The sequence below is a fragment of the Paenibacillus sambharensis genome (genome assembly GCF_003233845.1).
Taxonomy (GTDB): Bacteria; Bacillota; Bacilli; order Paenibacillales; family Paenibacillaceae; genus Paenibacillus_I; species Paenibacillus_I sambharensis.
The window spans coordinates 36,670-51,483 of the sequence record NZ_QKRB01000046.1 but is presented as its reverse complement, the minus strand read 5'-3'; the positions used below and the strand labels follow the sequence as shown (position 1 = coordinate 51,483).

The following is a 14,814-nucleotide window of genomic DNA, read 5'->3' as shown; positions in this document are numbered from 1 at the left end:
CAGATTACAGGAGAGGAGGGATGCCATGCAGGCATTGATTGTGGGTGTGCTTGCAGGCTTATGGGGCTGGATGTTCTGGAACTCGGAACGGGTAACCAGGAAGAGGGAGAACGGATTGCAGGCCGCAGCCAAGTCATCACAGCTGGAGAGGCTGATCGGCAGGCCGTTCATGCTGGCACTGGAGAAGTGGAGACTGTTCGAAATACTGCAGTCGTTCCTTGCGGTCCTGCACGTTAGACTACTGCTGATTGAAGGTGAAGCCGTAACCCCTCGCCGCTCCAGAATGTTCATCGCAGAGACAGTGGGGCTCGGTTACGCATCGTTAACCGGCCTGGCATTACTGGGCCTGCTGGCGGATGAACCCGCCATGCTGGCCATGGGCGTTCTGATGCTGGGGCTGGTTCCGGCTGCGAGGATACGCGGGTTATTCAACAAGGTGGAGGAGCGCAGAAGGGAGATGATTCGAACACTGCCGGATCTGCTCAGTAAGCTAATGCTGCTGGTAGGGGCAGGCGAGACCGTACAGACCGCGCTGTTCCGCTGCGCTGAGGCCGGTAAGGAAGACCATCCGCTGTACAAGGAGCTGCGCAGGGCGATGAATGCGTACCGGAACGGCGAGCCATTCGGCCAGTCGCTGGAAGCCTTCGGCAAACGCTGCGGTGTCCAGGAGGTATCCGTTTTCACTGCGGTTCTGCTGCTTAACAGCCGCAAAGGGGGCGACAGCTTTGTTGTCTCCCTGCGGGAGCTGTCCCTTACGCTCTGGGAAAAGCGCAAGGCGCTTGCCAAGGTGAAGGGAGAGGAAGCGTCCTCGAAGCTGGCTTTTCCGCTGACAGCCATTTTCTTCGTATTAATGGTGCTGGTCGGTGCACCTGCCGTGCTGATGATGTCTTAGCTGGTTCAGGCACCGATATTGGAATGACTACGTAAATTTAAGCCAAATTATATAACCGCACGGGCGCAAAGCCGGCGGATTACAGGAGGATTTTATCATGTTAACTATGATGAAGAATCATGCACGGAAGCTGTGGAAATCGGAAGAAGGGCTTGGAACGCTGGAGGTTATTCTCATCATCGCTGTCATTATCATTATTGTTATATTGTTCCGGAGCTGGATTGTTGAATTTCTAACTAAACTGATGGGCAAGGCGGAAACGAGATCCAATGAGATTTTCTCCTAACAAGCTTGCCAGGGCCTGGCGTGATGAGAAGGGAAGTGCGGTGCTGGAATCGACAACGGTGTTTCCGCTTGTCTTCATCTCTATACTGCTCATGATGCTGCTTGGACTGGTCGTTTACCAGAGAGTCATTCTATACTACAACGCTTCATCTGCTGCTGACCGGGCTGCCTTCCGCTGGGATAACAGCCACAGGGATCCGGCGACAGGCCTTGCACCCACCGGGATGTACGACGGCTTATATTGGCGGCTTGCCGAAGACGATATGCTGGATGGTATTTTTGGGTTGGTGGCGGGAAGTGATGGCGGAAGAGTCGAGCTTGATCTCCCGGCCGCCGGGGAGAGGGAAGGAGAAGAGTCGGGTCTGCAGCTGAAGAAGATGAAGCAGGCCGCTGCAAGACTGCCGGCAACGCTCTCTGGAACAATGGGGTCTGACCGCCAGAAATTAATTCGTACGATAGATATGCATCTCGTTTCACCCTTGACGGTGGGGGCAATCACCAGGATGACGGGAAGCTCCACGATGGAGGGAAGAGCGGTCAGTACGGTTGCGGACCCGGTGGAATTCATCCGTACGGTGGATTTGGCCCGTTATTATGCGGCGAAATTCGGCACGGGACCAGCGGCAGCAGCCAAGCGGCAGGAGGCCGGTGAAATTGTTAAACAGCGGGGAAGGCCTTAATGGAAAATGCGAGTTGTACGCTGGGCAGGCGGCTGTGATGAGTTTAGCGCAGCAGGCTAGGAAAGCAGGTGAATTTGTTATATGGATGACATAAGACATATCCGCCGAAGGAATAGCGGCGGGGGGCGGAATGGCGGCAGAAGCAAGAGGGGGAAAGAGATACCCCGGCTGGTAAAGAGGGAGGGACGAAGCGCATTCCGGTCCGTGAATGGTTCAGTATCACTTTACCTTGTCATGATTGCTTCCGTGGTACTGCTCTTCATGTCCGTCCTGATCGATTACGCCCGGATTGCCGCCTTTGAACGCCAGGTGGAAAGTGCCGCGTATGCCGGTGTCCGATCCGTACTGTCTGCTTACGATGAGACGCTGTACAGCCGGTACGGATTATTCGGCAGAGGTGGTACTGATTCGCTGACTATCCTTCAGGATTCGATTGAGGACGGCATGTTAATTCAGCGCGAGCAGTCCTTTCAGCTGCTGAGGGGAAAGGTAGAGAATCTTCAGGCTTTTGACGGCGACAGTCTTGGGCTGCATCCGGTGCTCAGGCGGCAGATTCTCGAGGATATGAAATATAAGGCGCCTGCTGACTTTGCGATGGAGCTGGCTAATCGGCTAAAGCCTCTGTCTTCTTCAATGAAAGAAGCCAAGGAGACGGTTCAGCGTATGGATGAGTTGAGGAAGCTGTATGACAAGCGGCAAAAGCATCTGCTGCAGGCGTTGGCTTACCAGCGGCAGGCGGCACAGGAGGCAGAGCAGTCGGGAATTGGCGGACTGGTCCCTTCCGCCTTCAGCGTTGTCTCCGGCTATGCCAGCTACCAAAGCTGGATTGCGAGTGATGCGGCACGCGAAGAAGGCACAGAACCGGAGTATGAGGATGAGATTGCACAGTATGCGGCTTCCGCCAGATCCACAGCATCCCAAGTTGGAAATGCGGGAACGAGGTTTAAACCGGAGCATGACCGGCTGCTTGGGCTGGCAGCGGGGGAGGTTGCAAGTGCGAAGGCTGTCAACGAACGCATGAAACAAGCAGCAGCGGCTTTGTCCACGGCTGCTCAAACAAGTATCCAGTCTGGGCAATCTGCGGGAAGTAACGGGGGCAGCAGCGGGGGAATGGGAGGGCTAACAGGCAGTGGGACAGGGGTGTCCGGCAATCAGCAGGATACCGAGCGGCTGGTTCTGCCTGATAGATGGTTTGACGAATATCAGACAGAGCTGGATGAGCAAAAGACGGATGCAGGCGCCATACAGCAGGCAGCAAGCCGCTTCCAGTCATCAGTGTATGCTGCTGTTGGCGGCTATGCAGCTTCAGACAGCGGAATGCCGGTTGCGGCTGCATCGTTAAGCAGCGCCTATACCTTGTACAGCGAGCGCTATCTCTCGCCTGGCAGCCGGCTGGCCGCAAGAGAAAGGGCTATCCGGTATGATCAGGCAGCTGACGATGAACGCAAGGCACTGGAAAGGCAGGCAGAGTCCAAGATGAGTGAAGCCCGCCAGCTTCTGGACCGTGTCGCCGATATGCAGCACTCCGAGGAAGCGGCAGCAGCCTTCGAGGAGCTGAAGGGGCTGTATGAGCACAACAGGAGCCTGAATGAGCAGGTATCAGCCGCCGGTGAAGCGGTGGAATTATCACCTTCGGGAAGCGCAAGAGCTCCGGCCGGTGAATTGGACAGCGGGGGAACAGCAGCAGAGTCGATGTCTTCAGCCGATCAAGTATTCGGCGGGCTTTCGGACACGATGCTGTCCATACGGGATGAGCTGTATATTAATGAATACGCTGTTCACCGCTTTACCTCGCTTAGCCCTGACCAGCTGGGACTGATGCCTTCCCCCGCTGGGGGCGGGACCGTGTCGCCGGTACCAGTGTTCGCAGCTGAAAGGCAGGAAGTGGAATATATCTTGTACGGCAGCCACGACCAGAAGATGAACCTCGGGCTCGCCTACGGAGAAATCTTCACGATACGTCTAGCCGTACGGACGATGGAAGGACTGATTGAGTGCCGTTCACTTGGACACCCTCTGCTTATTCTTGCGGCAGCAGTTGTCTACGGTATTGAGAAGACGCTTGAGGATATGGCCGAGCTGTTCCGGGACGGAACTACGCCCATCTCCAAGTATATACCCGGAGAGCTTCGCTATAAGGATTATCTGCGTCTGTTCCTTCTCATCCACGGAAGCGAGGCTGATAAACTCTCCCGTATGTCAGCTGTTATTGAGCATAACACCGGATACAGGCTGCACGAGATTCCCGCTGCAGTATCAGGGGAAGTGAAGGCGTCTGTACGGTTATGGTTCCTTCCGGGTGTCATGAGGATGGTCGGTTATGTCAGCCCATTACAAGGAAAGGTTGTCGGAAACCGTTATGAGACAACTAAGACGGCGGCTTGGTCTTATTAAGCCACTACGGGATGAGCGGGGCGCAATGGCAGTGGAGGCATCCGTCGCACTGCCTGTATTTCTGTTCGTGCTGCTGTTCCTGATCTTAATGATCCGTATGGCAACTGCCCAGATGGTTCTACAGGACACGGCTTCACAGGTAGTCAGGCAGTCGGCGGCGCATATTTATCCGGCTGCACTGGCGGCGGAACGGCTGCCCGGCAGCCTGTCCGCTGTACCGACGCTGCCGCAGATTGAGCTTGGAGAAATTGGACCTGTAGCGGCGGAGCTGGCGGAGTATTTGCCGGAGCCAGCCGGGGCCTTAGTGAGCGGAGCCCTGAATGGGGACTGGAGACCACTGCAAAATATGGCTGCGACCGAGCTTGGAAGAGGACTGGTTATGCCGGTCGTTAACGAGCTTGCTGAGGACACTGAACTGCAGACGGAACGTATCGGTCTGCGTGAGCTGTCGCTGCCAGATATCCAGACACGGGAGCATCCGTACTTTACGGTAGTGCTCGATTATGATTTTCCGCTCGGCCTGCCATTCACGAAGCAGTCCATAACGCTGACCGCTACAGCAAGGGAGAGGGTGTGGCTCAGCGATTCGGCTTCTGCCAAGGTTCATACCGGCGGGACAGAGGAACAGTCTGAGCTGCGGATTATCGCGATCGAGCCTTCACCGGTACGGCCGGGCCGCAAGGCAAGAGTCATTGCATCCGCTGCTCCTAACCAGGCGGTTTCGCTAACAGTAATATATAAGAGCGGTACAAGCCGGGCGAAGCATTTGGGCCAGGCAACTGCTGACGAGCACGGCATTGTAACCTGGGAATGGCATGTATCGGGGAATACCACATCGGGTACTTGGGAGGTCCAGGTTGAAGACAGCAGCGGTGCAGCAGTAAGCGGGCATTTTATCGTGGCGAGGATGGATGAGGGTTAGCGTGGTAACCGGCAGAGAAGATGAGAGTGTTGCCGGATTAGTAACTATATAAGGATAGAATGGCGGTGATGGTTTTGATGATTGCATGGTGGTCTGCAGCAGGCGCTGCTGTCCTGCTGGCTGCAGCCTTCATAACGGATATCCGGTCGATGACAATCCCCAATTGGTTGACTGTCCCCTGCTGTGCCGCAGGGCTGCTGGCCCATTTGGCGGCCGGGGGATGGTTAGGGCTTGGCAGCGCCCTGCTTGGGGTGTCGGTAGGCTTTGCACTGATGTATGTGCTGTATGTGTTTGGCGGTGTAGGCGCGGGAGATGTCAAGCTGTTCAGCGCTTTGGGGGCTTGGACAGGGGTTGCGGGCGTTTGGGGTGTAACCATGTATTCCATACTTTTTGCGGGTGCGGCAGGGTTCATTATTCTCGTCTGGAAGAAAGCCCGCCGGGGGAAACCGCTGAACGGCCAGCTTCGTTTGGCGGGTATTCACCTGAAGCTGCTTGATGGCTTCAACAACTTGAATGGACCGGCAGCGGCCGAAGAGAAGGTAACGATCCGCTTTCCGTTTATGCTTGCTGTTTTACCGGGGGCAGCAGTGTTCTGGTTCGCAGGATGAGCAGCATTGGAGCCGGATTTATTATGTAGATAGAGGAGGCTGCATACGTGGAGCCGTTTATAGTGGATTTTGCCATGCAGCGGGGGCATGAAATGATTATTACGCGGAACCCTCCGATGCGCAGAGACGAGCTGGATGAAGTGGATTTGCAGATGCTGCAAGCGGAGAGCTCGCCGCGGCTGCTGCCGGTAGACTGGCTGGAGGTTGATGGCGGGATTACCTTCCGCTTTACGATTACAGGCAAGCGAATGCTGTCCAATGTGCTGCAGACGAAGGCTATTACCATGCAGCAGTATTACGAGCTTCTGCTCGCTGTTGTGGAGGCTATGGATGATTGCCGTCATTATCTGCTGAGGGAGTCCTGCTGCCTGCTGCATGAGAACATGATGTTCATGGAAGGGGAACGGTTTGACGGGCTGCGTCTGGCCTACATTCCGATGAAGGATCAGGCGATGTCTGAGCAGACCTCCGTGACTGCCAGGCTGCTGACCTTGGCGGTTCGCTGGGTAGCAAGGGTGCCAGCGGTGGATGGAGCCGGCCTGCAGCAGATACTGAAGCTACTGGAGCAGCCGGGAATGCCTCTTAGCAGATTGCGGGAACTGCTGCTTAAGCTGATTGGTGAGCCTTTTGCGGCAGCAGCTGCTGCGAGTCCGACTGCGACAGACAGCACAGCGAAAGCAAGGACCAGCCGCGGACAGACAGCAGCAGGCATTGCTTCCAGGGGTTATGAGTATGGCTCCAGTCAAGGATTGCATGCCGGGGCATCCGGGAACCCGGAATTAATGGGGGTTAACGGGCAGCGGGGGCGCGGACAAGCAGACCGGAAGGCAAAAGCGGAGCTGCTTGATTCCATATTTTCATCACCTGACGGTGATCATGAAGCCGAAGCCGTCCGGCAGGGCGGCAGCAGCCGAACGAGCTTTGGAGCTGACAAACGGGTACGATTCGAACCGGCTGCCGGGCAGGAATGGGATAATGGACGTATGGGTATACAGCCGGTGGTTGCAGACGCATCTCATCAAAATGCTGATGGTGGCGGCCCCAGTGGAGATACGGCAAGAGCCAAGTGGATTGCGGCTGCAATAGCTGTTTTGGCTTGTGCAAGCTGCTGGAGGTTTCTCTATCTGGATAACCCGTCAACCAACCAGCTGCTACTAAGCAGCGGACTCACTCTGCTTATTGCTGGAGGGCTTCTGCTTGCTTGGAAGCGGATGGCTGGCGGAGAGACGGATGATGAGGAGGATACGATGGCAGATGGCGTGATGGACTCGGGACCATTGCTGAACGGTGCGAGGTCTTCCAGATGGAGCTTTCCGGAAAAGGAAGAGAGCATGCTTCAGGGCAACTGGCGTGAGGCGGAGCAGGAAAAAAATTCGCAAAGCCGTATGGGAGCGGCGAATGCAGCGGATAGGCGGGCCGGCAGCGCCAATTCTTCGGGAAACACGGTGTATGATGCTTACAGAGTGGAACACATCCTGGAAGAACAGAGCAGCGGAATGCCGCACACCGGCGGCGGTGAAATGCCATTTAACATGAACACTGCTTACATAGGTGCCCATGCAGATGAAACAGTATTGCTGCCGCAGAACCGCAGCGGGCAGAGTAGCCTGGATTTGACCGCTGTGCTTCCCGAAAGATGCCTGCCGGTATTAAACCGGTCCCATGATAAATCCGATACTGTGTTTCCATTAGCTGCAGGCCAGTGGTTTATCGGCCGCAGCAGTGAGTTATGCCAGATTGTGGATGAAGCCGATGGTGTATCCCGCACTCACATTGAAGTCAGCTCCAATTCTGAGGAAGGAGTTGCGGTCAAAGACCTTGGCTCCCGCAATGGCAGCAAGCTTAATGGCAGCCCTATGGTTCCCTATAAGCTTTACCGGCTGTCTGAAGGCGACTCCCTGCAGCTTGCGGGCGCAAATGGCCCGGTGTATACCTTTCGCAAGAATGGATAGCAGCGTAAGAGACCTTATCTTAAGGAATAGTTCCTTGGGAGTCGTCTTTTTGTTTATATATTTTCTGTATGACAAGTGACCTTGTTCTACAAAATGGACAGCTTGAATTGATTTGGTGGCCTTTTCTAATTTGTAAAGCCCTGCTCGACTCAACGGATCATGCGCTATAAATAACTCCCTTAATGGAAACCATAAAACACCAAAAAATTGTTTGGATAAAGAAAATTCTTTCAATACAAACTATGCTAGTGGTCTTAATACAAGGTCTATAACTATTTCTACCACAAAGGAGAATATCAATGCGCCTCGAAGAAACTACTGACCGAGTACTTACTGAAATTGACCCCAAACTGCAAAGGATAATTGAGAGAAATACAAGAGAAAAAACCAATCTAACAACTGCTGTTGATGGTGAAGAACATTTCATACCGGTAATCGCTAAGGTTACGGATATTGACGAATGGAATACCATCCCGGGAGTCAAGCATAAGGCTGATATGGGCTTGGCACCGGATAAAAGTGGTCGAATTGTTACTGCTCGTGTTGATATGAATGAGCTTGAGAATGTAAGGAAATCAAGTGCTGTACTTAGCTTAAAACTAGCTCAGCCTGTGAGCACAACCCTTAATAAGACAACTGAGGAGATAAACGCGCGAACCGATCTCTTGCCGCCCAGTATAGCGAAAGACCATGCGGGCCACGGGGTAGTGGTTGGAATAGTGGATATCGGTTGCGATGCTGTCCATAACAATTTTAGAAATAGCGATGATTCAACAAGGCTGCTTACTCTTTGGAATCAGCATGCCACAGGGGAAACCTACACCGGTCCCTTTGGGTATGGCAGGGTCTTTAGCAAGGAGGAAATAAATCAGGCAATTCAGGCGGAAAACCCTTATGAAGCACTAATGATCCCAGATGAATTAATTCATTACATTCATGATGAACCTTGGCATGGAACTCATGTTATGGATATCGCAGCTGGAAATGGAAAGGGTACAGGAACTCCCGGAGTAGCGCCAAAAGCTGATCTTGTGTTTGTTGAGCTTGCTGCCAATGATATTCCTTGGGATGGAGCTAGAGCTGTTGGTCACTTTTTTGGTGATTCGGCACAGGTATTAGAAGCCGTTAGATATATTTTTGACACGGCAGGAGAAAGGCCATGTGTCGTTAACCTTAGCTTGGGTACCAATGGAGGCCCTCATGACGGTACCTCCCTTGTTGAACAAGGATTTGATGCGATACTTAATGAAAAGCCTAATCGTGCTATTGTTATTGCGGCAGCCAATTCATACGGAGATGGTATCCACGCAAGCGGGAAAATAGTTGAAGGTAATACCTTCGACCTGCGCTGGGAAATAAAGCCTAACGATTATACCTCCAATGAGCTTGAGATATGGTACAACGGAGGGGATGAGTTTGTTCTTGAGGTGATCGACCCAACGGGCTTGAGTATTGGCACCGTACAACTCGGGTCAAATGCTACCGCCAAAAATCAAACGGGACAAGTTGTCATGTTCGTGGCTCATCGAAAACATGATCCTAACAACCAAGATAATTTGATCGGCGTTTTCCTCGAACGCGGCGTATCCCCGGGGACTTGGACATTGCGACTTCATGGTAAAAAGGTAATAGATGGTGATTTTCATGCATGGGTTGAGCGGGATGATCCTAGCCGTAGACAACCGAACAACCAATCTAAGTTTGCTTCTCCTAATAATAACTCTCATACGCTCGGGTCCATTGCATGTGGGCATAAAAGTATTGTGGTGGGTTCGTATAATGCTTATGATCCCAAGAAGACGATCTCCGCCTTTTCAAGTGCTGGTCCGACGAGAGATGGGCGCCAGAAACCTGAAATCAGCGCCCCAGGGCATACTGTTATAGCCGCGAAATCAGGTTCTAAAGACGGCACGACCACGATGTCGGGAACGAGTATGGCATCACCAGCAATAACTGGTGTTGTTGCTTTAATTCTTGCTGAGGCAAATGCACAGGGCATTAAGCTAAGCATAGATCAAACCCGCGAAATTGTTGATAAAGCAGCAAGAAAAAATCCACCTAATGCCTCGGCTTGGGATGAACGTTATGGATTTGGAAGAATAGATGCTAAAGCGGCAATTGAAGCTATAAAATCACTTGTTCCAGTTTAAGAGAAAAAGCTTTGTTCTTGGGCTGGTTCCTAGCAGAATTTCAAAGGATGATTTTTTCTCGTAATGGATCACGTCGGTTTAAGCAGTTGCATAAGATGCAGAGATCGGAATGTCGGTTGCAATTAAGTCGCTAAGCAGCGCCTACACCTTATACAGCGAGAGCTACCTCTCGCCTGGCAGCCGACTGGCCGCAAGGGAAAGGGCTATCGGGTATGAGAACCGGGCAGCGAGATTCAGTATACCGGCAGCGGTGAGATGTCCTCCATCCTGAATACCGACTATATAGGTGCCCATACGAACGAGTACTGCTGCCCAGTAACCGGAACCAGGCTCCTGCTGCGGCCGAACAAGAGTTGCCGTTACTGAACCGGTCCTATAACATGAGCTAAATGGATTTTCCAATATCCGAGAGCGAGTGGTTCATCGGCCCCAGCAGTGAGTTATGCCAAATTGTAGACGAAGCCGATGGTGTATCCCGCACCTATATAGGGGTGAATTGAACATGGTAATAAAGGGATGAATGTAATTATCCCAAGGGAGAATTATAAGTGTGGGTACCAGGTTTCTTGGCTGGCTGGACAAAAAAAGTAGACCGCCCCGTACCAAGGTGATGGTCTACTTTTTCGTGGTTCTGTGAGTAAGACTGGAGCTTTCAACATAAAACGGACCTTGCTTAAGTTACCTTGAGCATAGACCTTCGTTATGTTCAAATTCTGTACATAGTCCTGTTAGCCTCGTGTGAACCTCTACAGCTTGTTCCTTATCTACAGCAGGAGAGCTTATAATAAGAGTTCCGCCCTCGCTATTGTCACCTTGTAAGGCTCCATACAATTTGCCTTCGGTTAGATGTATGCTGTAGTCTTTGGTTTCGTTATCGTAAAAAATCAATCCGAGAATGGTTCTTTCTGCTTTATCATAAGCGATTAATCCAAACCCATGTTTAAAAAGTATAGTTGGATATTCCATCCCACCAATGGTTAGAGAACCTTGAAAGTTATTATCTTTGTCATATTGCCCACTAATAGAAACTTCAATGCTAGTTCCTGTATTCGATGAAGAGTTGTATAGGAATGCGGGGGTGTTTATCTCAACTTTCTCGCTATTGGAACAACCGGACAAGCCGATAATTAAACAAAGACATGCTAGGACTGTCACAGTTATTCTATTCATCTCGTTGCCCCCAGTAATAACCTTTGACCCAATCATTACGAGTACAGCAGTTGATTTCTCTTTGAAGGATTAAAATCCACCACTTATCCAGTATTGTAACTATAATACATCTGCCTTTTTAGTATACAGTATTTGGCTGTATTGAAGTGCTTTTCTTTTTTCTGAGGCTGTCATCAATCAGCTATTGAGTATAGGGATCTCTCCAAGCAGCTTCTTCAGGTTAATGGAATCCCATGGAAGATGCTCCGTTATCCCGAGGCCAACAACGTCTGTTACAGCGGATAGTTCCTTCAGCAGAGTCAACAGCTGGGGCAGCTGCATGGTTCCTTCAGGAGAATAGTTAACGGGTGCAGAGGGATTGGCGAATAATTGAGAACGGAATGCCTTGGGGTCAAGCACATCTACATCAAGGTGGATAGCCAGATGCTTAATTCCGCTAGCTCTGATCCATTCTTTAATTACATCCAGATTGTCCGTTAACTCCTCGGCTCCAGCTGTTCTGATGCCAAGTCTTTCAATCACTTTTGAGTCTTCTTCCGCAGGATATATGCCCAGCCGTTGAAACGCTTCTGAAATGACCTCAGTTTCTTGTTCGGTAGGCACTTTTAAGCCGGCAATAAAAACATTTTCTGGTTTCAGCGGGACCTTCACCTGCTTGACGAATTCATCGTCTCCGATCCCCAATAGATTTCCGAGCGGCAATGTATGTCCGTTATCATAACCGACATATCTTACTAAATCAGAATGAGCATCAACCCATATTAAACCTAACTCCCCTCCGTACCGCTCATTCAAGTAGGCGAATGGAGCCTGCTCGACCAGGCAGTCACCGCCAAACATGACGATGCGCTCCGGCTTGTGAGCCTCAATGAGATGATGAGCGGACTTTAATTGCTCCAGAAGCTGCGTTCTTCCATTCATACCGTTCTCATTCTCAAGAGGGGTTCCATCATAAGCTTGAACGGGAACATGGAGTAAGGGTTGATCGTCATTATCCGGGGCAAGCCAAGCAAGCAGTTCGGCTCCGAAAGAGTAATTTGGATTGTTTCCCCCTTGCCACTGCGGCATCAGCAGGCGTATTGTTTTTCGAGTCATCTCAGTCTCTCCTTTACCTCAAAGTAAGGCCAGTATAAGATGAAACTAAATGAAAAAACAGTACGCACTTTTATGACAGGTACTATCAGAAAGGATAGTGAGAGCATGGGTATGGGGGAGTTTAAAGGTAAAGTAAAACACATTCAAGACACACCTTTTGGATATACAATATCGGTTATTGGCGGCAAGTGGAAAATGGTGATTCTGTATCTTCTGGCTGAAAATGAGCCGGTGCGGTTCAATGACCTGAAGAGGCAGATCGGGACAATTACGTATAAAACCTTGAGCTCACAGCTGAAAGAGCTGGAGGCAGATGGCATGGTTAAGCGGAAGGAGTATCCTCAGATTCCTCCCAAAGTCGAGTACAGCCTGACGGGTAAAGCGAAAACACTGCTGCCCATTATGGAAGAGTTATGTGAGTGGGGGGTAAAGAATCAGAGCACATAGTGAATAGGAAACGATCATTCTAACGAGGAGGAAAAGCCGGATGGAGCACCTCGCAGTCTTTTTCTGCTTAGCTATTACACTGCATAATATGGAAGAAGCCATTTGGCTGCCCAAGTGGTCGCAGCACTCTTCGAGATTTCAGAAGCCGGTTACTGCAGGTGAATTCCATTTTGCTGTCCTTGTTATAACGGTTTTGGCTTATTTGTCGGCATTTAGTTATGTTTATCTGTCGGAATCCGATTTTACGAAGTGGATCTTCGTAGGCTTCTTAGGCTCCATGATTATTAATGCTGTATTCCCGCATCTGATTGCCACAGTAGTAATGAAAAGATATGCGCCGGGACTACTCACGGGGTTATTGCTAAACATCCCCATCAATTCATTGATTCTCTATCAGATGTTTACAGAGGATTTAATTGCATGGAATGAGATAATTCTGTCTACGTTAGCTGTGGGCATGTTCTTGCTAGCACTTATTCCGGTATTATTCAAGATGGGCGGGAAAGTATCACCAGAGCAAATCGCCAAATAAGTATGCTGAGGTTCGTTTACAATTGAGCCGGCTTCGAAAATGCTAAACAGCAGCAGGAGCCGTCCTTATAGGACAGCTCCTGACATTTCAAGTTTATCCGCCTATTTACCCACCAGATCCTGCATGGCCTGGTCAATGGTCGGGTAACGGTATTCAAACCCGGCATCAAGCGCTGCCTGCGGCAGGCACTTCTGGCCCTCGAGCAGCAGCACGGACAGCTCGCCAAACAGGGTACGCATGAGAGCAGCAGGCACCGGGAACCAGTGCGGGCGCTTCATTGCCCTGCCGATGGCACGGCCGAACCGGTCATTCGTAACCGGGTCCGGCGCCACGGCATTGACTGGTCCCGTCATATCCTGATCTAGACAGAAGAGAATCAGGCGCAGCATGTCTTCAATGTGAATCCAGGAGATCCACTGCTTGCCGCTGCCAACCCGGCCGCCCCCAAAGAGGCGGTAGGGCAGCGCCATCAGCGGGAAGGCGCCGCCCTTGGCAGACAGCACAATGCCGACACGGAGCTTGACAAGCCGGTCAGTCGGAATGCGGTCGGCTGCTTCCTCCCACTTGTCCACAACCTCAGCCAGAAAATCCGTAATCTGCTGAGGGCTGTTCTCTGTGAAGGTTTCCGTCTCGGATGTTCCGTAATAGGAGATTCCGGATGCGTTAACGACAACCATTGGCCTATGTTCGAGCGATTCCACGAGCCGCTCCAAGCCGGCTGCCGCCTTCAGCCTGGATTGCATAATGCGCTGCTTGGCGGCATCAGTCCAGCGCTGATTGATGGATTCACCGGCCAGATTAACAAGGGCGTCAAGCTGCTTTACACCGTGCGTGCCATTGTTGATTTGATCCCAGGTCATCGCCCGCAGCTTGGGGTGGCGCTTCATCACATGCCCTACAGAGCGGGTGATAATCCATACGTCATCCCCGCGATCCAGCAGCCTGTCTACTAATCTGGAGCCGATAAATCCAGTTCCGCCTGTTACCGCAACACGCATCCAAACCTCACCATCCGTCCTCAGTAGTTCAAATATTTCAAATACTTGCGTACTCCCATTATAACAGCTGCTGTTTGCAGGATCTCCGCTGCTTCGAATTTTTATCGTGTATTAATCCAGCTTAATGTCCGTCAGCCATCTCTGAGTGACAGTATCGCCGTTCACGTCCAGCTGCTTCTCAATATAGTCATACCGAACCTTGGAATCAGGCTCGATGCCTTCTAGCACAAGTGCTATATCCTCATCAATTTGTAAAACCATAGGGCCTTCCTCTGTCATAATCTCGACGGAATGGTTATCCGGCTGTCCGGTATAGGTGCCCTGACCCTGAATAACATTGCCGTCCCCTGTATCTCTTTGGTCTGCATCGTCATCGGTAATAGCTTCGTCTGCCGGATTATTCGTGTCGCTGTCAGGTGCTGAAGGCGCTGCTCCCGGGTTATCCTCTGTTACGTCCCCGGAATCAGGCGATGTACGCCCCTGCTGCGGATCAGTTGGATCCGCCGTTTGCTGATCATGATTAGGGGTGGGCTGATTGACCTCGTCCCCGCCTGAACAGGCGGACAGGATGGAGCCTGTCATCAGCAGGATTGCACCCAATTCCATAACGCGTCTTATAGGTTTCTTATCCGGTTGCTTGGTCATACTGCAATCTCCTCCCTGTATCTATCTTTAGAGACTTTATACCC

The 14,814-nt window shown here is 51.4% G+C and carries 14 protein-coding genes; 10 read left to right on the top strand and 4 right to left on the bottom strand.

Annotation, left to right across the window (positions count from 1 at the left end; all coding sequences use genetic code 11):
• Positions 1 to 25 precede the first annotated feature (25 nt).
• The 8 genes from DNH61_RS15000 (at position 26) to DNH61_RS14965 (ending at position 9,883) form a co-directional block, all read left to right on the top strand.
• Positions 26 to 892 carry a type II secretion system F family protein gene (locus tag DNH61_RS15000; protein WP_111147498.1) on the top strand — a complete coding sequence of 289 codons (867 nt, stop codon included), beginning with the start codon at positions 26 to 28 and terminating at the stop codon, positions 890 to 892.
• Positions 893 to 989: 97 nt separating this feature from the next.
• A complete protein-coding gene (locus DNH61_RS14995) occupies positions 990 to 1,178 on the top strand; it encodes a Flp1 family type IVb pilin (protein WP_111147497.1) in 189 nt (62 codons plus the stop codon).
• Positions 1,162 to 1,857 (top strand): hypothetical protein, encoded by a 696-nt coding sequence (locus tag DNH61_RS14990; RefSeq protein ID WP_111147496.1) that lies wholly within the window; start codon positions 1,162 to 1,164, stop codon positions 1,855 to 1,857. Before DNH61_RS14995 ends, DNH61_RS14990 begins: the two co-directional genes overlap by 17 nt.
• 81 nt (positions 1,858 to 1,938) lie before the next feature.
• On the top strand, positions 1,939 to 4,251 hold the full coding sequence (locus DNH61_RS14985) for a pilus assembly protein (RefSeq protein WP_111147495.1): 2,313 nt from the start codon (positions 1,939 to 1,941) through the stop codon (positions 4,249 to 4,251).
• Positions 4,217 to 5,173: a TadE/TadG family type IV pilus assembly protein gene (locus DNH61_RS14980; RefSeq protein ID WP_181438725.1), complete on the top strand. Its 957-nt coding sequence runs from the start codon at positions 4,217 to 4,219 to the stop codon at positions 5,171 to 5,173. The genes DNH61_RS14985 and DNH61_RS14980 overlap by 35 nt, the downstream gene beginning before the upstream one ends.
• Positions 5,174 to 5,241: 68 nt before the next feature.
• Positions 5,242 to 5,781: an A24 family peptidase gene (locus DNH61_RS14975; RefSeq protein WP_245948199.1), complete on the top strand. Its 540-nt coding sequence runs from the start codon at positions 5,242 to 5,244 to the stop codon at positions 5,779 to 5,781.
• Positions 5,782 to 5,828: 47 nt separating this feature from the next.
• Positions 5,829 to 7,733 carry a DUF6382 and FHA domain-containing protein gene (locus DNH61_RS14970; protein ID WP_111147492.1) on the top strand — a complete coding sequence of 635 codons (1,905 nt, stop codon included), beginning with the start codon at positions 5,829 to 5,831 and terminating at the stop codon, positions 7,731 to 7,733.
• Between the two features lie 299 nt (positions 7,734 to 8,032).
• Entirely contained in the window at positions 8,033 to 9,883 is a 1,851-nt protein-coding gene (locus DNH61_RS14965; protein ID WP_111147491.1) for a S8 family peptidase, read from the top strand.
• Positions 9,884 to 10,561: 678 nt separating this feature from the next.
• On the opposite strand, the gene DNH61_RS14960 is transcribed toward DNH61_RS14965, so the two are convergent.
• Positions 10,562 to 11,053, bottom strand: coding sequence for a hypothetical protein (locus tag DNH61_RS14960; RefSeq protein ID WP_111147490.1), 492 nt, complete (start codon positions 11,051 to 11,053; stop codon positions 10,562 to 10,564).
• Between the two features lie 177 nt (positions 11,054 to 11,230).
• Positions 11,231 to 12,148 carry an arginase family protein gene (locus DNH61_RS14955; RefSeq protein WP_111147489.1) on the bottom strand — a complete coding sequence of 306 codons (918 nt, stop codon included), beginning with the start codon at positions 12,146 to 12,148 and terminating at the stop codon, positions 11,231 to 11,233.
• Between the two features lie 105 nt (positions 12,149 to 12,253).
• On the opposite strand from DNH61_RS14955, the gene DNH61_RS14950 reads away from it, so the two are divergent.
• Together DNH61_RS14950 and DNH61_RS14945 are read left to right on the top strand one after the other, a co-directional pair.
• Complete coding sequence (locus DNH61_RS14950; RefSeq protein WP_111147488.1) at positions 12,254 to 12,595, top strand: winged helix-turn-helix transcriptional regulator; 342 nt, start codon at positions 12,254 to 12,256, stop codon at positions 12,593 to 12,595.
• 40 nt (positions 12,596 to 12,635) lie between these two features.
• Positions 12,636 to 13,127: an HXXEE domain-containing protein gene (locus DNH61_RS14945; protein WP_111147487.1), complete on the top strand. Its 492-nt coding sequence runs from the start codon at positions 12,636 to 12,638 to the stop codon at positions 13,125 to 13,127.
• Positions 13,128 to 13,228: 101 nt separating this feature from the next.
• On the opposite strand, the gene DNH61_RS14940 is transcribed toward DNH61_RS14945, so the two are convergent.
• Complete coding sequence (locus DNH61_RS14940; RefSeq protein WP_111147486.1) at positions 13,229 to 14,125, bottom strand: TIGR01777 family oxidoreductase; 897 nt, start codon at positions 14,123 to 14,125, stop codon at positions 13,229 to 13,231.
• A 111-nt stretch (positions 14,126 to 14,236) separates the two neighbouring features.
• The gene (locus tag DNH61_RS14935; RefSeq protein WP_111147485.1) at positions 14,237 to 14,770 is read right to left on the bottom strand and encodes a hypothetical protein; all 534 of its coding nucleotides are present in this window, start codon (positions 14,768 to 14,770) and stop codon (positions 14,237 to 14,239) included.
• Positions 14,771 to 14,814: the final 44 nt, after the last annotated feature.

Excerpts from the sequence above, each read along its gene's own strand:
- DNH61_RS15000 (WP_111147498.1), top strand. The coding sequence starts at position 26 with ATGCAGGCATTGATTGTGGGTGTGCTTGCAGGCTTATGGGGCTGGATG.
- DNH61_RS14995 (WP_111147497.1), top strand. The coding sequence starts at position 990 with ATGTTAACTATGATGAAGAATCATGCACGGAAGCTGTGGAAATCGGAA.
- DNH61_RS14990 (WP_111147496.1), top strand. The coding sequence starts at position 1,162 with ATGAGATTTTCTCCTAACAAGCTTGCCAGGGCCTGGCGTGATGAGAAG.
- DNH61_RS14985 (WP_111147495.1), top strand. The coding sequence starts at position 1,939 with ATGGATGACATAAGACATATCCGCCGAAGGAATAGCGGCGGGGGGCGG.
- DNH61_RS14980 (WP_181438725.1), top strand. The coding sequence starts at position 4,217 with ATGAGACAACTAAGACGGCGGCTTGGTCTTATTAAGCCACTACGGGAT.
- DNH61_RS14975 (WP_245948199.1), top strand. The coding sequence starts at position 5,242 with ATGGTTTTGATGATTGCATGGTGGTCTGCAGCAGGCGCTGCTGTCCTG.
- DNH61_RS14965 (WP_111147491.1), top strand. The coding sequence starts at position 8,033 with ATGCGCCTCGAAGAAACTACTGACCGAGTACTTACTGAAATTGACCCC.
- DNH61_RS14960 (WP_111147490.1), bottom strand. The coding sequence starts at position 11,053 with ATGAATAGAATAACTGTGACAGTCCTAGCATGTCTTTGTTTAATTATC.
- DNH61_RS14955 (WP_111147489.1), bottom strand. The coding sequence starts at position 12,148 with ATGACTCGAAAAACAATACGCCTGCTGATGCCGCAGTGGCAAGGGGGA.
- DNH61_RS14950 (WP_111147488.1), top strand. The coding sequence starts at position 12,254 with ATGGGTATGGGGGAGTTTAAAGGTAAAGTAAAACACATTCAAGACACA.
- DNH61_RS14945 (WP_111147487.1), top strand. The coding sequence starts at position 12,636 with ATGGAGCACCTCGCAGTCTTTTTCTGCTTAGCTATTACACTGCATAAT.
- DNH61_RS14940 (WP_111147486.1), bottom strand. The coding sequence starts at position 14,125 with ATGCGTGTTGCGGTAACAGGCGGAACTGGATTTATCGGCTCCAGATTA.
- DNH61_RS14935 (WP_111147485.1), bottom strand. The coding sequence starts at position 14,770 with ATGACCAAGCAACCGGATAAGAAACCTATAAGACGCGTTATGGAATTG.